The 21,976-nt window shown below is 45.6% G+C and carries 17 protein-coding genes; 9 read left to right on the forward strand and 8 right to left on the reverse strand.

Annotated elements, in window-relative coordinates; translation table 11 throughout:
- Window positions 1-92 precede the first annotated feature (92 nt).
- Window positions 93-548 carry a DUF2726 domain-containing protein gene (locus S2091_RS22720; RefSeq protein ID WP_105534268.1) on the forward strand — a complete coding sequence of 152 codons (456 nt, stop codon included), beginning with the start codon at window positions 93-95 and terminating at the stop codon, window positions 546-548.
- Between the two features lie 179 nt (window positions 549-727).
- Here S2091_RS22720 and S2091_RS22725 read toward each other — a convergent pair whose 3' ends face one another.
- The 5 genes from S2091_RS22725 to S2091_RS22745 all read right to left on the reverse strand — a co-directional run bounded on the left by S2091_RS22725 (window position 728) and on the right by S2091_RS22745 (window position 7,883).
- The gene (locus S2091_RS22725) at window positions 728-2,206 is read right to left on the reverse strand and encodes an efflux transporter outer membrane subunit (RefSeq protein WP_105534269.1); all 1,479 of its coding nucleotides are present in this window, start codon (window positions 2,204-2,206) and stop codon (window positions 728-730) included.
- Window positions 2,206-5,388 (reverse strand): efflux RND transporter permease subunit, encoded by a 3,183-nt coding sequence (locus tag S2091_RS22730; protein WP_105534270.1) that lies wholly within the window; start codon window positions 5,386-5,388, stop codon window positions 2,206-2,208. Before S2091_RS22730 ends, S2091_RS22725 begins: the two co-directional genes overlap by 1 nt.
- A gap of 4 nt (window positions 5,389-5,392) precedes the next feature.
- A complete protein-coding gene (locus tag S2091_RS22735) occupies window positions 5,393-6,652 on the reverse strand; it encodes an efflux RND transporter periplasmic adaptor subunit (protein WP_105534301.1) in 1,260 nt (419 codons plus the stop codon).
- Window positions 6,653-6,765: 113 nt separating this feature from the next.
- On the reverse strand, window positions 6,766-7,650 hold the full coding sequence (locus S2091_RS22740) for an alpha/beta hydrolase (protein ID WP_105534271.1): 885 nt from the start codon (window positions 7,648-7,650) through the stop codon (window positions 6,766-6,768).
- Complete coding sequence (locus S2091_RS22745; RefSeq protein WP_105534272.1) at window positions 7,647-7,883, reverse strand: hypothetical protein; 237 nt, start codon at window positions 7,881-7,883, stop codon at window positions 7,647-7,649. Before S2091_RS22745 ends, S2091_RS22740 begins: the two co-directional genes overlap by 4 nt.
- A gap of 131 nt (window positions 7,884-8,014) precedes the next feature.
- On the opposite strand from S2091_RS22745, the gene S2091_RS22750 reads away from it, so the two are divergent.
- Complete coding sequence (locus S2091_RS22750; RefSeq protein WP_105534273.1) at window positions 8,015-8,935, forward strand: LysR family transcriptional regulator; 921 nt, start codon at window positions 8,015-8,017, stop codon at window positions 8,933-8,935.
- A 182-nt stretch (window positions 8,936-9,117) separates the two neighbouring features.
- Here S2091_RS22750 and S2091_RS22755 read toward each other — a convergent pair whose 3' ends face one another.
- Window positions 9,118-9,798 carry a DJ-1/PfpI family protein gene (locus tag S2091_RS22755; protein ID WP_105534274.1) on the reverse strand — a complete coding sequence of 227 codons (681 nt, stop codon included), beginning with the start codon at window positions 9,796-9,798 and terminating at the stop codon, window positions 9,118-9,120.
- A gap of 84 nt (window positions 9,799-9,882) precedes the next feature.
- On the opposite strand from S2091_RS22755, the gene S2091_RS22760 reads away from it, so the two are divergent.
- From S2091_RS22760 to S2091_RS22780, 5 genes are all read left to right on the forward strand, one after another.
- Complete coding sequence (locus tag S2091_RS22760) at window positions 9,883-10,878, forward strand: GlxA family transcriptional regulator (RefSeq protein WP_105534275.1); 996 nt, start codon at window positions 9,883-9,885, stop codon at window positions 10,876-10,878.
- Window positions 10,879-11,163: 285 nt separating this feature from the next.
- Window positions 11,164-11,883: a DJ-1/PfpI family protein gene (locus tag S2091_RS22765; RefSeq protein ID WP_105534276.1), complete on the forward strand. Its 720-nt coding sequence runs from the start codon at window positions 11,164-11,166 to the stop codon at window positions 11,881-11,883.
- Between the two features lie 110 nt (window positions 11,884-11,993).
- Entirely contained in the window at window positions 11,994-12,665 is a 672-nt protein-coding gene (locus S2091_RS22770) for a hypothetical protein (RefSeq protein WP_105534277.1), read from the forward strand.
- 9 nt (window positions 12,666-12,674) lie between these two features.
- Window positions 12,675-13,007 carry a heavy-metal-associated domain-containing protein gene (locus tag S2091_RS22775; protein ID WP_105534278.1) on the forward strand — a complete coding sequence of 111 codons (333 nt, stop codon included), beginning with the start codon at window positions 12,675-12,677 and terminating at the stop codon, window positions 13,005-13,007.
- Window positions 13,008-13,010: 3 nt separating this feature from the next.
- Window positions 13,011-13,403, forward strand: a complete 393-nt coding sequence (locus tag S2091_RS22780; protein WP_105534279.1) for a hypothetical protein — start codon at window positions 13,011-13,013, stop codon at window positions 13,401-13,403.
- Window positions 13,404-13,530: 127 nt separating this feature from the next.
- Here S2091_RS22780 and S2091_RS22785 read toward each other — a convergent pair whose 3' ends face one another.
- The gene (locus S2091_RS22785) at window positions 13,531-18,831 is read right to left on the reverse strand and encodes a DUF4011 domain-containing protein (protein WP_105534280.1); all 5,301 of its coding nucleotides are present in this window, start codon (window positions 18,829-18,831) and stop codon (window positions 13,531-13,533) included.
- A gap of 259 nt (window positions 18,832-19,090) precedes the next feature.
- Here S2091_RS22785 and S2091_RS22790 point away from each other — a divergent pair, with 259 nt between their 5' ends.
- Window positions 19,091-20,173: a DUF4236 domain-containing protein gene (locus S2091_RS22790; protein ID WP_165795078.1), complete on the forward strand. Its 1,083-nt coding sequence runs from the start codon at window positions 19,091-19,093 to the stop codon at window positions 20,171-20,173.
- Between the two features lie 232 nt (window positions 20,174-20,405).
- On the opposite strand, the gene S2091_RS22795 is transcribed toward S2091_RS22790, so the two are convergent.
- Window positions 20,406-20,780, reverse strand: coding sequence for a hypothetical protein (locus S2091_RS22795; RefSeq protein WP_105534282.1), 375 nt, complete (start codon window positions 20,778-20,780; stop codon window positions 20,406-20,408).
- A gap of 260 nt (window positions 20,781-21,040) precedes the next feature.
- On the opposite strand from S2091_RS22795, the gene S2091_RS22800 reads away from it, so the two are divergent.
- Window positions 21,041-21,769 (forward strand): glutathione S-transferase, encoded by a 729-nt coding sequence (locus S2091_RS22800; RefSeq protein ID WP_105534283.1) that lies wholly within the window; start codon window positions 21,041-21,043, stop codon window positions 21,767-21,769.
- Window positions 21,770-21,976: the final 207 nt, after the last annotated feature.

The raw sequence follows: 21,976 nt of genomic DNA on the forward strand, positions 1-21,976 counted from the left end.
ATGTAAAATTAGGTGAGTGATGTAAATTAGTAACAAATTAGGGAACTCGATTAAAATTGGGTTCCCTTTTTTTTTAGCTCAAATTGATAAAAATGATAAATCCACTCGTAATTGCAGTCGGCGTAATAATAATTGGCGGTATTTTAACCCTTGCAGCCAGTAAAAAAACTGGAAAAAACAAAACCTATAGCTACAAGGCAAAAAAACTATTTACCAATAACGAAAAAGAGATGCATTCAAAATTAACAAAAACATTTCCTGAATATAAAATTTTTAGCCAAGTAGCACTAAGCAGCATGATCGAAGGGAAAAACTTTGCCTCACACGGAACAATCAGCCGAATGAGCGTTGATTTTGTTATTCTTGACCAGGAACTGAATATAGTCTCGGCAATTGAAATTGACGATAAAAGCCATCAACGCGAAGATAGAAAAAAAGCAGATGCCACCAAAAATGAAGCTTTTAAACAGGCAGGAATAAAACTAATTAGATGGCCAGCCGTACCACATCCTAACGAAATTCAAATGTTAAAGGACGTAAAAGGCTAACAATGAAGTGCCGCATTTAAAAAAGGAATATAAAAGCTAACGTGCGCTTACCTGTATGAGTCTCAGCCGATTTATAAAGACTAAATTATTCTTTACGACTAATCCTTCTCCCCTTTTATTGCGGCTACATCAAACAATTCCGAACGTCACCTTCGTTGTTAGTTTGATGCAGCCCTTCCTCACTGAGTCACACCGACCGTATTATCCCACCCGCCACCCAAAGCACGAATCAGGGCAACGGTAGTAACGGCGCGACTGCCCCGTAGTTGCACTGCATTACGTTCGACCGTGGCTAGGTTACGCTGGGCATCCAGCAAATCAAGATAGCTGGAGCGTCCAGCTGCATATAACTTTTGCGCCAGCTCGGCGGAACGACGTGCAGATAATACCGCCGCGTCGATCTGTTCGGCCTGCCCTGCCAAAATGCGTAAGCCGGCCAGGTTATCTTCAACCTCGGCAAACGCGACCAAGACACTTTGCCGATAAGTAGCAACAGATTCTTCCGATACTGCTTCGCTACGCGTAACCGCCGCTTTATTACGACCACCGTCGATCACTGGCATCGACAACAGTGCACCGAGCAACCAGGAACCGTTAGTCCATTTGAACACGTCCGGCATGGTATTGGCCAACCCACCAACACCGGCATTCAGGTTCAGTGCCGGAAACATGGCAGCCTTCGCCACGCCGGTGCGGGCATTCGACGCTTCCATTACACGCTGAGCCGAAACGATATCCGGTCTACGTTCCAATAAGGCAGAAGGAAGCCCCGCAGGAATCAGCGGTAATTGAACATACTCCTCCAATGGATGCACCTCCGCAGTAAATTCTGATGCAGGCTTGCCGAGTAACACCGCCAGCGCGTGTTCGTTAGTTACACGCTGTCGCTGCAGGCCGATCGCTTCGGCACGCGCGGTCAACAGCTCGGTCTTGGCGCGTGTCAAATCAAACTCGCCGAGATCGCCAAGATCGTAGCGACGTTGATTTACATGCACACTCTCTTCACGCAACTTGACGGTTTGATTGAGCGTATCTAATTCCGCATCAGTTTCACGTAACTTGAAATAGGTTTGCGCCACATCGGCCTGCAGTGATAACAAGACTGACCGATACGTCGCTTCTGATGCTGCCGCGTCTGCTCTTGCGGCATTCACTTCGGACGCAACACGACCAAACAAATCGATTTCATAACTGGCGCTCAGATTGGCCTGATAAATATTGGCCGGTGAAACCGCGGTACCTTGCGGCAGATTCAACGACAGCGGTGAGGCACGTTCGCGCTGGCCGCCAGCGAGGAGGCCAACTTGCGGGATGCGGTCAGCTTCGGCAATACCGGCTATTGCCCTTGCCTGCTTAACACGCGCCGCGGCCACGGCCAGATTTGCATTCGCACTTGTTGCATCAGCGATTAACTGGTTGAGCGCCGGATCGTTGAATACGAGCCACCATTGGCCGCGTTGCTGTATTTCAGCCGGATGAGCCAGCTGCCACTGGGTACCGTCGGCGGCGGTCAGGGGTTGCGACGATTCCTTGAATGAAAGCGGTGAGTCCATTTGTGGCTGTTTGAACTCAGGCGCGGCGCAAGCTGTGAGTAATAATGCTGCCAATAATGGAGCAAGTGACGGCGCAATGTGCTTACTAAATTTATACGATTTCATCAGTTAATTCCTTCCAATTTTGTGGTGGCAACAGCCGCCACTTCGACTTTGGAGCTCAGACGCAAGGCCAGCGTGCGTAATAAAACATAAAATACCGGTGTCAGGAACAGGCCGAAGAATGTGACACCTAACATGCCGGCAAACACAGCCACGCCCATTGCATGCCGCATTTCAGACCCTGCTCCGTGCGAAAATACCAGCGGCACGACGCCCATGATGAAAGCGATAGAAGTCATCAGAATCGGGCGCAAACGCAATCGGCAGGCTTCCAGTGCAGCTTCCACGACGGTACGACCATGCCCTTCCAGTTCCCGCGCAAATTCGACAATTAAAATCGCATTTTTCGAGGCCAGTCCCACCAGCACAAACAGGGCGATCTGCGTGAATACATTGTTGTCACCGTGAGTTAGCTTGACGCCGATCAGTGCGCACAGGATAGACATCGGCACAATCAGAATCACCGCCAGCGGCAAGGTCCAACTTTCATATTGAGCAGCCAGCACCAAAAATACCAACAGCACGCACAACGGGAAAACATAGATCATGGTATTTCCAGACAGGATGTCCTGATAGGTCAACTCGGTCCATTCATATGTGATTCCCTTCGGTAAAACTTCGTGAGCGATCTTTTCCAAAGCAACCTGTGCCTGACCACTTGACACTCCGGGAGCCGGGCCACCGTTCAAGTCAGCCGTCACGTAACCGTTATAATGCTGCACGCGGTCTGGCCCGTAACTGTCTTTGACGCGCATCAATGATGACAGCGGAATCATCTCACCTTTGTCATTTCGTACTTTCAGCTGTGCGATATCTTCCGCATGGGAACGGTACGGCGCATCGGCCTGAACCCGCACCTGATAAGTACGGCCAAACTGGTTGAAATCGTTCACGTATAACGACCCGAGATTGATTTGCAAAGTCTGGTAAATAGTAGAGAGCGGCACACCCAACTGTTTGGCTTTGGTCCGGTCTACATCGGCAAACAATTGCGGCACATTGATCTGGAAGCTGGAGAATACGCCAGCCAGTTCCGGGGTCTGCCAGGCTTTCGCCTGCATTGCCTGCGTCGCCTTATACAGTTCGTCGTAACCCAGATTACCGCGATCTTCAATCATCATCTTGAAACCACCGATGGTACCCAGGCCATTAACCGGCGGTGGTGGAAACACCATGATGAATGCATCCTGAATACTGCCCATGCGCTTGTTGATTTCAGCAGCAATGGCCGCGCCCGATTCTTCGGGTTTAGTCCGTTCGTCGAACGGTTTTAACGTGGTAAACACAATACCGGCATTAGGTGCGTTGGTAAAACCGTTAATCGACAGGCCCGGAAACGCCACCGACGATTCGACGCCAGGAATTTGCATGGCAACATCCGACATGCGACGGATCACTGAGGTCGTGCGTTCCAATGAAGCGGCATCCGGCAATTGTGCGAAGCCAACCAGATACTGTTTGTCTTGCGCAGGCACGAAACCAGCCGGTACCAGTTTGAACATAAAACCAGCTGCCACGGCCAGCAACACATACACGCCAACTGCCGCTGATTTTCGCCCAAGAATGCCTTTGACACCACTTTCATAGCGATTCGATGCGCGGCCAAAAAAGCGATTAAACCAACCGAAGAATCGACCAAACAAGGTATCCATCAGTCGTGTCAGGCCATCCTTTGGCGCGTCGTGCGGCTTCAACAGTGCGGCCGCCAGCGCTGGTGCCAGAGTCAGTGAGCTAAATGCAGAGATGACGGTTGAAATGGCAATGGTCAGCGCGAACTGGCGATAGAATTGCCCGGACAGACCAGACAAAAAAGCAATCGGCACGAACACGGCGCACAATACCAGGGCAATGGCAATGATCGGCCCGCTGACTTCTTTCATTGCCTGAATAGTTGCGTCGCGCGGCGTCAAGCCATTCGCAATATTACGCTCAACGTTTTCAACCACGACAATCGCATCGTCGACCACAATCCCGATAGCGAGCACAAGACCGAATAACGACAAGGTGTTGATGGAGAATCCAAATCCCAGCATCACGGCAAAGGTACCGACAATAGATACAGGTACTGCCAGCAACGGAATGATCGAAGCACGCCAGGTTTGCAAAAACAGGATCACCACGAGGACAACCAGCGCAATTGCTTCGAGCAGCGTGTGAATCACCGCTTTGATTGACTCGCGCACGAACTGGGTCGGATCATAGACGACTTTATAATCTACGCCTTCAGGAAAATCTTTTTTCAGCTCATCCATCTTGGCGCGCACGTCAGCGGACAATTGCAGATCGTTGGCGTTCGGTGCTTCAAAAATACCAATAGCTACCGCCGATTTATTATTTAGCAATGAACGCAGGTCATAGGAATTAGAACCAAGCTCAACACGCGCCACATCTTTCAACAACGTGGTCGAGCCGTCAGATCCGGTGCGGACAATAATTCCGCCGAACTCTTCAACGGTTTTTAGACGGCCCTGGGTATTGACGGTTAACTGAAACTCGGCATCTTTTGAAGGGCTAGATCCGATGACGCCTGCGGCGACCTGGACATTTTGCTCGCGTATTGCGTTGACTACGTCATTGGCGGTTAGCGCGCGTGCTGCAACCTTTTGCGGATCAAGCCAAATGCGCATTGCATAGTCACCCGAGCCGAACAGGTTGATTTCACCCATGCCAGAAATTCGAGCCAACTGATCCTTGATATTCAATACGGCGTAGTTGCGCAGATACAGATCGTCATAGCGGCCGTTTGGTGAAATCAGATGCACCACCATCGTCAGATTGGGCGAACTTTTTACCGTGGTTACGCCGATCTGGCGCACTTCATCCGGCAGACGTGGCAATGCCCGCTGGACCCGATTTTGCACTTCGGTTTCAGCCTGCTCTACGTTGGTACCGACCTTAAACGTGACCGTCAGTGCCAAAGCGCCGTCGGAGGTATTTTGTGAGGTCATGTACAACATGTTCTCGACACCGTTGATCTGCTCTTCAAGCGGAGCCGCCACCGTTTCGGCGATGATCTTCGGATTCGCACCCGGATATTGCGCGCGCACCACGACCGAGGGCGGCACCACGTTCGGATACTCGGAAATCGGCAACTGAAAAATAGCGATCAGACCCGCGACAAAAATAATGATCGACAACACTGCCGCAAAAATCGGCTTGTCGACAAAGAAACGTGAAAAATTCATGGCGTTATTCCTTAGTGCTGGTGGTATTTTTAGCAGTCGTGGCATTCATCGCCACTTTGGGGGCTTTGGCCGTTTTGTCTGGTGTGGCTGCCGGATCAAAATCCATCGTCACAACCTCCGGCGTAATCGGTGCACCTGGATGTACGCGCTGCAAGCCGTTCACCACCACGTTTTCACCGGCCTTCAAGCCCTCGGATACAACCCGCAGGCCAGCCACTGTTTGACCCAGCTTTACCGGACGATATTCAGCCTTATTATTGGCATCAATCACAAACACAAACTTGCGATTTTGATCGGTACCAACTGCGCGATCATTGATCAGCAACGCCTTGGTCAAATCCTTGCCGCCGCCCAGTTGCACACGCGCAAACAAACCTGGCACCAGCACGTTGTCGGCATTGATGAAGGTGGCGCGCATACGCACGCTACCGGTCTGTGGGTCAAGTTGATTGTCGACGAATTCCAGCTTGCCTTCATGTGGGAAGCCGGTTTCATTGGCGAGCCCGACCCTGACCGCAACTGCCTTGCCTTGGTGTGACAGCGCGCCGACCCGCAGATAGGTATCTTCGTCACCGTCAAAACTGGCATAAATGTGGTCCGTTGACACCACTGAAGTCAGGATCGCAGAAGCGTCGATCAGATTGCCGGTCGTAATTTCGGCTTTGCTGACCCGACCGTCAATCGGCGACTTTACCTGGGTATAGCTCAAGTTCAATTTAGCTGCTTCATAGGAAGCCTGTGCGGCCCGGGCGTTCGCGTCCAATTCTTTCATGCTGGAGGCACTCTCGTCGTACTCACGCTGGGCGATGGCTTTCTCGGCCAGCAGTTTTTCGGAACGGTTCAGTTCCAGTTTAGCCAGCTCCGCTTTGGCGCGTGCCGATGATGCGGCAGCTTCAGCCCGGTCTAGCTCTGCCTGATACGGACGAGGGTCGATAACGAATAGAACCGCACCTTTTTTGACTTCGCTACCTGGTTTGAAATTTACTTCAGTAATAAAACCGCTCACACGAGAACGAATATCAACCCGTTCAATTGCTTCTAAACGACCGGAAAATTCCTGAGTCTGTTCAATCTGTTTTTCAATCACGGCAGAGACTGATACCGGAGGGCCACCAGCTGGTGACGCTGCCTGCGACTCGTTCGTTTTGCCCGTGGCGAAGTTGCAGCCGGCCAGTACTAGCACAGCAACACCAACTATCCCGGTCACCACCATTGCGGCATAAAGCGGCTTGGTTGACGACGTTAATTTGTTATTTGAATTCATGATGGTTCCCTTATTGTTAGAAAATTTGGCGTAAAAGATCCCCTGCATCGATAAATAGATGCATGAACCGGCTACGCCGTTAAATCCGTTTTGAACTGAAAACTAGATGGTAGTTAGCTGGGTGAAGTTGTTCCCGAAGTTGATTTTTCTGCCTGTTGCTGTTGAAGTCCGCCTAAAAATACGCCGATCGCCCCCAATGCATGCCCGCGGCACGCACATTCATTGCGTGCACCGGCTTCCTGCAAAGGTGCTGGTGGCAATCGGTGCACGGTAGTATTCACGCCAGCGTTAATTAATTTAGTTCCATATTGTTCGGCTTCGTCGCGCAAGGGGTCGTCTTCAGCAGACAGAATCAGCGCTGGTGGCAGGTTTTTTAGCCGGCTCGATTGCAACGGTGAGGCATAGGGATGAATGCGATCGGCCGCGTTCGGTAAATACCCGCGATATGCAGCTGCGCAAGCGTCGGCCACGTTCACCAGCTCCGGCGCCGGCATGGCGCGCATCGAACAGGTGGTCAGGCCGGGATCAAGCATAGGCATAATCAAGATCTGACCATTGATATCCGGCCCGCCACGGTCCCGTGCCATCAACGTGCACACCGCTGCCAGATTGGCACCAGCTTCAATACCGGCAACAATCAATTGCTTGCCGCTCCAACCTAAACGGACCTTATTTTTCTTAACCCACGTTAAAACCGCGTATGCATCTTCGACAGCGGCTGGAAACGGCTTTTGTGTCGCCAATGTATAGCTGCTCGCCAAAACGAGTTGATCAGGGTTGCCCATAGCGAGGTGATTCAAAAATTCATCAGCATCATTTAGATCGCCAGTGTCGAATCCCCCACCGTGAAAGAACACAATCAGGCTGTCCTGTTTGCTGCCAACCGGCACACACGAATAGATCCGGGCAGCCAATGAGCCCTCGGCTCCTTGCACTTTGGTATCGCGAACCTTGAGTTGGTGGGGCTGCGCAATGCCGCGTTCAATTATCTCGCTCATTGGGTCGTCACCTGGCGTTCGTGTGATTCGGTAAATTGCAATGCGGTGTTGTCACCATGTTCCACGCGGCTGGTGTTATCGGCTGATTGCATCAGGGCGAAATCTCCTCTGGCCTGCGTCTGAGCCGCCAGCGAATAAGCATCGGTTGAGATAACGCCAGCCAACATCAGCGGCAAGGACACAAACGCCATCACCAGTCCGACATGACCCATAATTTTATTGAGCTGAACCATAACAACCTCCTGATTGATGCAATAAGTTTGCAGTCAATGCTGCAGTACGGCAATCATAGACATGTTATACAATTGAATAAATAGGCTAATTACGAATTAATTGTTCAGATATTTGAACAATAGGACAAAAGATGAATAAATTACAAGCAATGGAAGTGTTCGTCGAAGTCGTCGACGCGGGCGGATTTACACGAGCTGCTGAGCATTTGCAAATGCCGAAAGCCACTGTGACGACATTGATTCAATCGCTGGAAAAAGAATTGGCCGTTAAACTCTTACATCGCACTACTCGACATATCAGTGTCACTGCCGATGGCGCTGCTTATTATGAACGATGTTTGCGAATTCTGTCGGACGTGCGCGAAGCCGAAGAGTCACTGTCACGCAATCGCGCTAGTCCACGTGGCCGCCTACGGGTTGACGTATCAACTGGTATGGCCAGTGCCATCCTCATCCCTGCCCTACCGGATTTTTTCGAGCGCTACCCCGACATCGCACTTGAACTAGGTTGCAGCGATCGTCCGGTCGACCTGATTGAAGAAGGCGTTGACTGTGCGGTACGCGGTGGCAATTTAGGCGATTCCAATCTCATCGCACGCCGCATTGGTGTGATAAATTTCGCCACCTGCGCCTCGGTAGATTACCTTGCAAAGTTTGGACGTCCTGCGCATCCGCGCGATCTTGAACAGCACCAGTGCGTTAATTACTTTTCATCCAAGACTGGCAAGACGATGGATTGGGATTTCACCCGCGATGGTGAGCGTATCGAAATGTCGATGCGCGGCAAAATTGCCGTCAATGACTCCAATGCCTACGCCAGCGCTGGCCTGGCCGGGCTTGGCATCGTACAAATGACGGACTTCCAGATGGCACCTTACCTAGCCAACGGCCACTTTGAACTTCTGCTAAAGGAATGGACTACTGACCCCTTACCGATCCATGTTGTCTATCCGCAAAATCGACACCTCTCTGCAAAAGTACGCGTATTTGTTGAGTGGATTGCGGAACTTTTTTCAAGTCAGTCTGGAGTGTCTACCTCCAGATCAGTCTGATCGTCGCATTTGTGCCGCGAAGCGCCGATCACTAAAACGCATTGTTCGACAATCAAGCCCGCACGTATACCCAGGCTTGTGATCCAGACTTCAATGACACAGAAATACGTTTGTATAGAATAAGCTACTCGACTGCACCACGCCTCCCCTCCTCGCTAATCTGTGCAGTATGCATACGATCTTTAAAACAAAGCAGCGTGAAGGATCTGCGGCTCAATACTTTTCATCCTTTCAGCTTGCAACGCGATTACGCGTTCAACCAGATCGGGCCCCGCACTTTCTGGAGATCCGCATTCAAAAGGCGGTTGTGGATCATATTCAAAACCCAATTGCAATATTTTTGCCACATCCGCCCCGGCAAGCTCATCGACCAGGGTAAAAGCAAAATCAATTCCTGCTGTTACGCCGCCACCAGAAATCCGATTTCTATCACGTACTACGCGCTCAGAAATTGGTATTGCGCCAAATAGCGGCAAATATTTGCGCCACATCCAATGGCAGGCCGATTTATAACCGTTCAGCAATCCGGCCGCACCTAGGACTAACGATCCGTTGCAAACCGATGTTATATATTTTGCTGTTGCTGCTTGCTGGCGCAAAAATTCCAACGTGTCAGTATCGCCCACTTGATCGCCGATACCGATTCCGCCAGGAACACACAACACATCAAGCACCGGGCAATCGGTAAATGTGGTGGTCGGATTAATCGAAAAACCAACATCCGTTATGACGGGCTCCAGCGCTTTCCAAACCAGATGTATTTTGGCGTTAGGAACTCGGCTAAGAATTTGAGCCGGCCCTGTCAAATCGAGCTGGGTTACTCGAGGGAATAGTAAAAAACCAATCTGAATAGAGTTTTGCATGAAGATATATCCGTCTCAGGTAAATTGTTATTCTATGGCTCTTTACCGTTGACATAAATGACAATATCAAGCTAAATTCTGCCAATGATAACTCCTCTCAACATTGCCTTATTGGTTTTCGATGGCGTGCAAATACTTGACGTAACCGGCCCCGCTGCGGTCTTTGGCGCCGCCAATGATGCTGTAGGCTATTCCTTTTATCGTGTACACATTCTTTCTGAACTGGGGGGAAAGGTAAAAAGTAATTGCGCAATAGAGATAGATTCAAGTTCGCTGAAAAAAATGTCTCCACGCTCTATCGACACGTTGCTGATTGCTGGCGGTACAGAAGACAAAGTGTGTGAATTTGCTGCTCTTCAAACCGTTAGAAAATGGGTCCTAAAAGCAAGCATGTCTGCGCGCCGTTATGGATCCATTTGTACCGGCGCTTTTGCTTTGGGAGAATTTGGACTTATTGACGGAAAGCAGGTTGCCACGCATTGGTCTTCTTGTTTTGATTTACAAACCGCCTATCCCGATGCAAATATTGATTCAAATGCGCTCTATGTAGAAGACGGTAAATTATGGACATCTGCCGGAGTCACGACAGGAATAGATATGAGCCTGGCTCTGGTCGCAAATGACCTTGGCAACGAAATCGCTGATGCCATTGCTAAACGATTAGTATTGTATGCGCGCCGCCCCGGCTACCAATCACAATTTAGCCCAGTCTTAAAAGCACAAATAGATGCCGGTGCGCCTTTTGGAAAACTGATTACCTGGATGCAGGAACATTTAGTTGAAACACTGACTGTATCTACGCTTGCGGAACGTGCCATGATGTCAGATCGAAATTTTCATCGCAAATTTACCAGCGCCACAGGTGAAACTCCAGCCAATTTTGTTGAAACAATTCGGCTTGATCATGCCAGGCAGTTGCTCACATCTGGATTATCGATCAAAGAAATCGCTACAAAAACCGGATACTTAAATGCGACTCAACTTTCCAAAGCATTTAACCGTCGCTTTGGAATTAGCCCGTCGTTTTTTCGGGAAATGAATTCCAGCGTTCCTATCTCTCGCACCGATGGCAGCAATTGACGTCGTTTTGTCATAGGAGCAGAAATGCTTCCTGGATATTATTCCATGGTGTTTTCACCTACCGATTTGGTTAGCGCTCGCGGTTTGTTCTTTTTCTTTTTGCCTTCCATTCGCAAGAAACGGTGACATCTAATTTAAAAAATATCACATGAACAGACACGACCTTTTTCGTTTTTCAACGGTCATGCAGCGAAACGACGAAAACTTGCAGCCAAGCACCTTGAGCAGGCGAGATATCGATGGGAAACTGGCCACTCCTAATTCACCTATCCAAGGAGTTGCACCATGAAACGATTGTTGCTTGCCGCACTGACTGCTATTTGCACCGTGTCTGCTACCTACGCAGCTGATATCACCCCCCACATTGTTCCACCGGCGAACCGTGCAATCAAAGTCGCCTTTGCGTTGAGCGAACAAGCCGAAGTCATTGATTTCGCCGGCCCGTGGGAAGTATTCGGCAATGTCATGTTGCCCGGTGATTTCAAGGACATGCAGGAGAGCATGCCGTTTGAATTGTATACGGTAGGTCCATCGCAAAAGCCTATTCATACATCGGGCAACCGTCACGCTGGTATGGCGATTACGCCAGACTATGATTTCCTGAATGCACCTGAGCCCGATCTGGTCGTGGTACCCGCACAGCAAGGCGGCGCAGCGCTGTCCGCCTGGTTAAATAAACTTCACGCTCATCACAAGATCATCATGTCGGTATGCACCGGTGCATTCAAACTTGCGCAAGCGGGCTTATTGGACGGCAAGATGGCGACCACCCATCATTCGGCCTTGGACAAATTCGCAAGCCAATATCCGAAAATCAACGTGGTGCCCAACGTTCGCTATGTGCAATCTGATCCGGAAATTTTTACTTCCGGCGGATTGTCCGCCGGCATCGACCTCGCCCTGCATATGGTTGAAGCGTATTACGGCCGCGACGTTGCGCAGGCCACGGCTGACAACATGGAGTATCAGGGGTTAGGTTGGAAGACCCCCGTGACATCGAACTGACCGAGCGCTTCCAATATCGTCGAAGAGTGCCATCTCACTTCTATTAAAAATTGCGGTGATTTGGCTTACCACTCAAATTCAAAATACGATTAACAACGCGAGAATTCTCAATGAAAATTAACGACGGAAAATTACGTGCTGTCGCCTTGGCGATAACGTGTCTTGCCGTTTCACTGCCTGGACAAGCTGCGCCCATGGGGTTTAAAGATTCCTGGATGGTGATGGGCGATTTCGATACCAACTGGCGCGATCTCTATACCAATTACGCATTCACGCCACAAGATGCGTTTGGTGTCGATGCGCTTTATATGCGCTCTGACGACAAGCTCCAGACGCTGGATCTTGTTGACGCAACTTATACCCGATTAATACAGCGCTGGAATTTACCGGATGCACAAGCTAATTTTTGGTTTATGGGCGGGTTAGGTGAAGCACGCACCTATGATCAACGTAGCGGAATATTCGACACGAAATTGATGGTGTCGCCGGGTCTTCAGTTGGATTATGAAACTACCCGTGTGTATTTTGCGGCTAATACGCAACTATATCGAGCCGAACAGATTAATCACGATATGGCGTCATTACGTACCGGTTTTTCATTTTATGAAACCGAGTTCGACGAAACCCAACCGTGGTTCATCATTGAAGCAAGGCGTATGCATGATTTGTCCGATAAAACGGAAATAACGCCCATGCTGCGCCTCATCAACAAAGATTATTTCATTGAAGCCGGCGTCAATAATTCACGCCAATTTCGCTTCAATTTTATGTATACCCTTTAAGGAATTACCATGAAAAAAATTATTGGCACCGTTATTTTGGCAACGATTGTAATGGCAAATACTGCCCAAGCGGCGGTTCAAACGATTAAAGCAGAAGTGAATGGCATGGTGTGTGCATTTTGTGCGCAAGGTATCGACAAAAAACTTCGTGAGCTGCCGCAAATTAAGGCTGTATACGTTAATTTGAAACATAAAATCGTCGCCGTGGAATTAAAAGAGGATCAAACTTTGTCTGAATCTACGGTGAAAGATGTGGTGAAAAATGCTGGTTACGATGTCGTTAACATTCAAACAGTTGACCAAACTGCGCAGCAGATTAAAGAGTCGTTTGGAAAGGATTAAACGATGAAAAATCGAGAAATTGATCCATTAAAACCAACTAAAACCGCGTCGCTGTTATCACTATTTACCAGCGGAGGTACGCTGATTTGTTGCGCTTTGCCGGCATTACTGGTTGCATTGGGGGCTGGCGCGACATTGTCTTCACTGATTTCGTTTGTTCCGCAATTGGTCTGGTTTTCTGAAAATAAAACGGGGGTGTTTGGGACTGCAACTGTCATGCTGATTATTTCAGGAATTATGCAATGGAGGGCACGATCGTTACCTTGCCCACTTGATCCAGTTCTGGCGGTTGCTTGTGCCCGAGCAAGAAAAACCTCCTTGCTAATTTATCTTTTTTCAGTCGGGATGTATTTGTTGGGAGGTTTTTTTGCGTTTGTTGCACCATTATTAAATTGATTTTACAGCCATCCACCGATGTTTCAGCAGATGGTTTTTAAAGCCAAAAACAGAAAAACGGTTAGTTTCTTGTTGAAATTGGGCATTTTTCCTTTGTTGACAATGTCAATTTGAATAATCATCTAGGTTAGTTGTCATTGTCAGCCGCTGCGATTTGTTCTAATTGGTTAAGTTTATCAAGTAGCTTTTTCATCGGAATTTCCGGATTTATCCACCAGTCAGTAGACCAAATCCGGTGAATATTCCAACCTAGCCCCTCCAATATCATCTGGCGAAGTCTGTCTCTGTCGCGAGCATTTGCGGCAGAATGGTAGGTGGCACCATCACATTCAACACCCAAGAGATATCTGCCACGGGCATGCGGATTTACAACCGCCAAATCCAACCGATATCCAGACACACCTACTTGTGGATGAACCTCCCACCCATTGTCGCGTAATTTATTTATTACAGCGACTTCAAATGGGCTATCTGGTTCCCTGCCCGTCGGCAAAGCTTGTTTAGCTAATACCCTAGGGCCATTTATTGCAAAATCCAGGTAGGCTTTGAGATCTGCAACACCCCTGGCTTTCGTCCTAGATAAATCAATATGCTCTGGCCTTAAACTACTAAATATCTTTACTTGATATCTCGCCCTGGAGGCGGCGACATTTAGACGCCGGTGGCCACCTTCCTTATTCATTGGGCCAAAATTCATCGAAGTTTTTCCGTTAATGTCTTTACCGAAAGTGATTGAAAATAAAATTACATCTCGCTCGTCACCCTGAACATTTTCTAAATTCTTGACAAAATATGGTTCAACTTGACTATCAGAAATTGCTATTTCAAATTTTGGAATTTCCATCCTCTTAGCATCAATCAGCTTCTCAATCAATGATTGCTGGGGTGCGTTAAAAGTTATCACGCCCACGGAATGCGATTTACCTTTACCTGATAAATAATGCTCGACTACTGCGTCAACAATCGCATCCGCTTCTTTTCGATTAGTTCTCGATTTTCCTGCATCGTAGATCCCACCTATATCGACAAATGTGACGGACTGATCCTCAGTTACAGGAGATGGAAATGTAATTAATCGATTCTCGTAATATTGCATATTCGAGAAGGTAATTAGCCCTTCACTTTTGGATCTATAGTGCCAATCCAATGTGCAAGTCATCATGCCAATGCTCAGACATTCATCGAGAATGCTTTCCATTTCCTCGATGTCATCTTCATTTACCACTCCATCAGAGTCTGCTGCATTGAAAAAATTTGTTGGCGGCAATTGCTTTGGATCACCAACACAAACCAATTGTTTACCACGAGCTATTGCTCCTACAGCATCCCACGTCGGAATTTGACTAGCTTCGTCAAAAATCACTACATCAAATTGCGGATGCCCAGCATCCAGGTATTGTGCGACGGATAGCGGGGACATTAGTAAGCATGGCTTCACTCGTGGCAAGGTCTGCTTTGCTTGATTAATTACTTGTCTAATTGATTTATGCTGCCGCTGCTTTTGTGCTTCACGCCGTAAAAAAGCAATTTCTGAACTCAATTCACCTTTAATTTCATTTTCCCTAGGAATTTTCCCCCGCAATTTTGCAACGATATATTCTTGAGTTAATTTTTGAAAATTAGCATCGATTTTCTTAAACTCAAAAATTTTGTGTTCATGAGTTGCCCCCGAAAAATTTGAGAGCAAAGCTTCGTTATCGATTATTTTTTTTACCCACCAGTTCTTATAACTAAATTCGAAAAATGGTACTAGATCATCTAGTGATACCTCTCCAGCCTCAACGCTATTAACCAAGCCTTGCAACCCTAATGAACTAGATTTGGTTTTATTCAGTTGCCATACACACCAAGGTTGTAACTGGGTCTTAGCTCTTTTCCAGCTTGCCACCATCGAAGAAGACGAAATTAGTATTCCTGGTGAATTCTCTCCGTTGCAAAGTGCTTTGCGAGGACTAGCAAATAAGGATAGCTCATGCCAATTATTTGCAAAGTCCCTAAACGAATTACGTAACTGCGCAGCCACTTTGAAATAATTTGAATTAACAGAAAACATTTCAGGCTGCTTATTTATTAAATTCAATAAATGAGATCTTTTTTGAATAAGTTCTTCACTCTGAGTTATGCACAATTTATGAGTGACATTTGAGAAACTCTCCATCCAGGTGAGATATTTTTTGGCAGCATTCCAATCGGTCGTTATCCCTTTAAATTCCTCACCTAATACTTTTTTTCCAATATCTCTGTTTTCATGTGCAAAAATATCTTCTTCGTTGAGTTTTCTTAGTTCAATCAAAAATTCATCAATTTCCTCGTTTGCCAATCTTTGATTCGTAAGATTAAATTGCTTAATCTGCGATGTTATTTTCCGTTTACTAATCCATCGTTTAAGTATGAAATACTGATTTGAAACTCTCCATTCAGATTGCAATTTTTCTGCCGAAATAGATTTCAGATCAGGGACGTAACTTTCTTCGAATTTGGTCCAGATGTCGTTTCTATTAATGCCGTGAGCGATCAAATCATTAAGCTGCTTTCGAATTATTTGGTTATCAGCGAATGACACAGATTGAAAAGGGATCTCGCATGATTGCATCAAAATTTCCGCCAATTGATCTAATGAAATTAAATCATTGAAGCTTAATGTTTGAACATCTACATTTAACAGCTTTGAAAAATCTGATATTGATAATTTTAAATTGACGATTGCTGACTCAATAGACTCACATTGTTTAATCAAATCATCCTGCCAACTAGGAGTCCACTTAGTTTGCCCTATCTCAGAAAGTGGATGTCCGCCAATATTTCCTAAGTGCCTCGCTAATGCTGACATTTCCGCTACCAATTCATATAGCGATTCTAATTCTGCATTGCTGTGTGTGTCCGCATCTGCCCAATTGAATTGGGCAGGAATTCTATCTGAATTGCCGATACAAGAGCCCATCGAATCAAATACGGACAAACCATTCCGATGTTCGCGATGGAGTACATTGACTAAATCAGTTAGCTGGTTGCGGATGACGCTTAATTTTTCTGCTTCTTTAAGCCAATCCGATTGAAGGTTATGTTGAGATATATTTAAAGTTTGAACAAATTCTTTAGCTATTTCTGATTTTTTCGCTTTAGAACTATGTAACTCAAGACAAAAATCAGCTAGACCCAAGCTTGTTAATCGTTTATGGACAACTTCAAGAGCCGCCATTTTTTCTGCAACGAACAATACAGTTTTATCATTAGCCAAATAATGAGAAATCATATTGGTAATGGTTTGACTTTTGCCCGTACCTGGGGGACCTTCGACCACTATATTTTTACCATTCGTTGCGGTGCACACGACTGCAAGTTGAGATGAGTCTGCTATGAGCGGAGTAAACAAACTTTGTGGAGAATATAAGGTATCTAAATCACTTGGAGAAATTGATTTCGCTCCATCTATAAATGCTTGCCCTGTATTATTAATTAAGTGATTGACGATTTGAGATTTCGACAGATCGTCTACACGACTAGTAAGATCTTTCCACATCACATATTTTGTGAAGCTAAAATTTCCGAGGAAACAATCTGTTCGAACTTCAAAACCTTTTAAGTCGGCTACTGCCATTCGAACTTGCTGAAGGATGGTACTTACATCGACCCCAGATTCATCAGTAGGCAATTGCCCATCTGAAAATGGTAAATTAATTTCAAAATCCAGCATTAATTTTTGAAGTAGTGTCGGATTGAAGATAGTTTCATCATCATGCCTTACCAACTTAATTCCCGCGCCGACTGCTCCCCTTTTTAAAGTTATTGGGACTAATATTAGAGGTGCTTTAAGGGTACTTTCCGAATCTAGTGCTTCCTTCCAATCCAACATCCCAATAGAAATGTAAAGAGTATTTGCACCCGTTTCCTCCAAAGTGTTTTTTCCAGCCCTAAAAATATCTGTTAATCGGCCATCAAATTCTTTTAGTGGGACATCAAAAACAAGCTCGTTATTCAATAAGGTAGTATTTGCATGAGCTTCACTCACTGACATCCCCGTTTCACGCAAATAAATCTCAGCGGAACGCGGATCTCCATCTTCCATTAAAGTTGGTTTTCCGGATAACCTAAATTCGTTGGACTTACAAAGTGTGTCTTCTAATTTTGCGGCGTCCGAACAAACTATTTTCAAAAAAGTTTTGCCAGGCTTAAAGTTCAGAAGTTTATTACGCAGTGTTAGATCAAGAAGTTTCCCTCTCCATCGTATCAATCTTCCCTGTGGAGTATCTACGCTACCAACGTCAGTGATTGGTAATAAACCTGGATCTAGCGGAGGTAATGATGGCATTGCTTCAATCGAAGGAAGTCTATTCCCTTCGTTTTCATCCACTATTTTTTCTTGATCTATGCTGGGATTTTTTTCCTTTAATGAACGAATGTGTGCCTGACGTGCGCGCTTTATATCAACGGCATAAGTAAAAGTTGTCGAGTCTTCTTCTATATATACATTTGCAGTTATCCTGCTCCATTGCATTGAAGGTCGACTATTTTGAGATATGGCTGTAGCTTCAAGCATCAGTAATTCACCGCTATCAACTCTTTTACGAACAGACTGAACACTATCAATGATTGATGTCGGGAAGCAAGTATCGATCAACCAGACCCCTACCCACGCATGCCCTTTGTTCAAGAAAACAACTGGGTTTAATCCTGCCTGTTCAAAACATGCCGCCATTAAAATTGCAGAATCTAAACAAGTCGAAACTAACCCGTCCAAAATCCGTTCAGTTGTTCGAATTTTTTGTCCAGCTGTTTCAAATGAAGCCGGCGGAGGCGCATATTTAATTTCTTGGGAAATTAATGCATTAAAAATTGCATTTACCTGCTTCCAAACTCTTTCACGATTTTTCGATTGATAACCGTCCATAGACAATGCGGCATTTGAATTCCTTAGAATTTCACTTGATAATCCTAATATTCGATCTATTGAAATCGAATTTGGTTGTACAAATGCTGCCAATAACTCCGGCAAACCTTTTGTGCCACCCCATTCGTTAAATGCCAACATTTCGATTGGCTCTACCGAATGTGCGGTCGAGTCATCTTCGGCAGTCGCCTTAGCCTCAATGTGCCCAAGTTCTGCTTCGTTCAGTTCAGAAAAATAATTATGATCTGGATGTATGTCTAAGAGCTCTACCCCAATCGTTCTTGATTCTCCAGCTAATAAGCGCTCGAATTGAAATCTTTGACCGAGCATAAACGGTGGATTGGATGAAATGACTAGATCCACATTCTTCAATGTGTGATCAAAATTATTTTCGATCAATATTTTTTGAATTATTGGTACGCGATTCTGGATTGCTGCATAGCTCACGGTGGGCGAACTTATGATTTCAACCTTTAGTTCAAATGTTTTTTTATTTTCTGATGAGTTTGTTTTACTTAAAAGGTCTTCGGCATCCAGCATTAGGACTTGTCCAATCAAAGAAGGATTTTATCTATCGAGTATAAAGTTGCCTAAATTATATATTGCCGCTGTTCAATTCACCTTATAAAAACCGATTTTTAATCGAATCAGATTTTTTTCTCAAAATTCCATACATTTTTTGTGATTACCATGGCAATTAATATTGCAAATCTAAGAGTTTGCAACTTTCCAACTAAATTTTATGATATTTTTAAAACTAATTTAATTTCGGTAATTTAACTTTTGAATGGATTTTATTGTGGGTTTTTATATTAGAAAAAGCGTTAGCGTTGGCCCATTTCGATTCAATTTATCTAAATCTGGAATTGGTGTCTCAACCGGAATCAAGGGATTACGTGTTGGCACTGGCCCACGTGGAAATTACATTACAGTTGGCAAAAGCGGCCTCTATTATAGGGCGACGTTGAATGGTCCTAAAATCACGCCAGGCGGCACTTCGAACGGTGCAAATCCAATTTCCCCAACAGATCAAAGCAAAATAATTGATCAAATGGTTGCCATTGAAAGTGGTCCACTTTCAAGTATGCAGGATGAAACTTCTTTTTCTTTGATAAATGAATTAAACACTAAGGAAAAACGACCAAATTATTGGAAGTGGACATTGGGCGCCGGATTAATAGGTCTTTGGTTTTTACCGCCCAATACGCCGCAATGGCTAACAGTTTTGTCCGTTTTGATTTTAATTGGATGCACGTCGTATATTGCAATTCGCGACGTAGTGGCCAAGTCAGTTGTACTTTGTTATAAGTTAGATCCCAATAACGAAACTGCGTATCAATGTCTCCATGATGCATTTCTTCATATTAGTGAATGCAGTAAAAAATGGCGGATCAATTCAAAAGGAGCTGTTCGTGATAGCAAATATCACGCTGGTGCTGGAACATTGGTTTCACGTAAAGATGCAACGTTTAGCAAGGGTCTGCCACCACGTGTTAAATGCAATTTAGAAGTTCCCATAGTCAAAGCCGATTCAATTTCAATTTACTTTATGCCGGACAGATTATTAGTTTATTCGGATAATGAGATAGGTGCTGTCAATTACAAGGATTTGGTTTTCAATGCGGCTGCAAAGCGATTCATTGAGGAAGACAGCGTACCTAAAGATGCTGAGGTTATTGATCACACTTGGAAGTACGTAAATAAAAAAGGTGGCCCAGATAAGAGGTTTAAGGACAATAAACAAATACCTGTCGTCTTATATGAGGAACTTCATTTTTCGAGTTCTTCTGGTTTAAATGAATTGTTCCAAATTTCCAAACATTCAATTGCAAATAAGTTGACTACCGCTCTAAAAAATATGGATGAATCAATCGCTATTTGACCAATTGATCTGTGGTAATTATTTGTATTAGTCGAAAAACCACGGTCCACTATTCACATACTCACTCACGTCCCACCATGCGCACGGATTTTTCTCCCCGACACCTTGCGCATTGCCATCGTAGCCAATTGAATGGGTAGCTGAAATGAAAATAAAAGTAGTTGTAAAGATTTGGCTTCATCGAACCTATTGCCAGATCACAAAATTTTCGGCTATATACATCGACAATTAATCACGTTATTGACTTGCCTGCGCTTCCAAACCAGTCGGTAGCGTCATGATGAAACAAGCGATAGAAAATAAAAGCCTGAACTGGAAGAAGTAATATCGTCGATATTAAATCCAGTTTTGAAACTTGAGCAATTACAGCAAACGTTCCTAAAATAGAAAAAGCAGTTAGTACTGCAAAAATATATCTGGCAGGATTGCTGCCTCTCGCGATTTTATAAGGGAAAATGCAAAACACTGAATATAAAATAAGTGCAAAGAAAAACTCACCCTCAGAAATAAATCCTTGCAACTTATCGATTAGGGAAACCAATGCAGATACTGCAATTGTGGCCCATATTCCAATCTCGGCTTGTTTGACCCCTTGCGGCATTTTCATTATATTATCTGAGGTATAAAAAGAGTTTTATACTAACATTATTCTTCAGCGGCAAAATCACAACTTAATTTCTGGCACTTGATGAGGATCATTCCTGGGACTCTTCCATTAAGTCAGGATGTGGATATTCAGATAAAGTCTTTCAAACAGAGAATCCCTCCAATGCTTAGTTCATTATTTAGTCCCCTCTTTTCCAACTACTAGTGAATCTAAACGGCGTCGTAGTCGTCTGACTTCACAAAGCATGAGAGGATAGTTTTATGCGCTTTGAACTCTACTATTGGCCGACCATACAAGGCAGAGGGGAATACATTCGACTTGCGCTAGAACAAGCGGGGGCGAAATATATTGATGTCGCACGGCGCGCCGAAAGCAGTGGAATGGGTGTGCAAGCGATGGTTGATTTAATGAACAACAACGAAGCACCGTATCCGCCGTTTGCCCCACCATTTCTCAAAGCAGGAGAGCTGATTATTGCTCAAACTGCAAATATCCTGTTATTTCTTGGGCCGCAATTAGGCTTAGTCGGCGTCGACGAAAGCAGCCGAATTTGGGCGCACCAATTGCAATTGACGGTCTCCGACTTTGTGACTGAAGTGCACGATACACATCATCCGATAGCTGGCGGCCTGTATTATAAAGATCAGAAACCAGAAGCAAAACGGTGCGCTGCAGATTTTATTGAAACGCGACTACCGAAGTTCCTTGGCTACTTCGAGCACGTCATAGAATGCAATCCTTTTGGTGATCAGTTCATGATTGGTGCGGAACTCAGCTACGTGGATTTGTCAATTTTCCAGATTATCGAAGGACTGCGCTACGCATTTCCCAATGCAATGAAAAAAACAGAGTTCAGTTATCCGCTGCTATTGGATTTGCATCACCGAGTCGCATTACAACCAAGGATCGCACGCTACCTCAAATCGACGCGTCGTGTCCCATTTAGTAAGCAAGGCATATTTCGTCACTATAACGAGCTCGATGTTTAACTGAGACAGTCGAGTTAAACCTATCTCGATCACAAACGGGTATCGCGCCCACGCTCGGTCTTGCCCCCTCCTCGCTAACAGATAGCTGGCAGCCCGCGCCCCCAGCATCTACGCGCAATCATCAATGCACATCGTAAGAAACAGAGCACCGATTCGGCAAAAACAATTTCAATAATTAGCATTTTTATACTGACATAATTTGGCATC

Origin of the sequence: Solimicrobium silvestre, assembly GCF_002976435.1 — a bacterium.
GTDB lineage: Bacteria > Pseudomonadota > Gammaproteobacteria > Burkholderiales > Burkholderiaceae_D > Solimicrobium > Solimicrobium silvestre.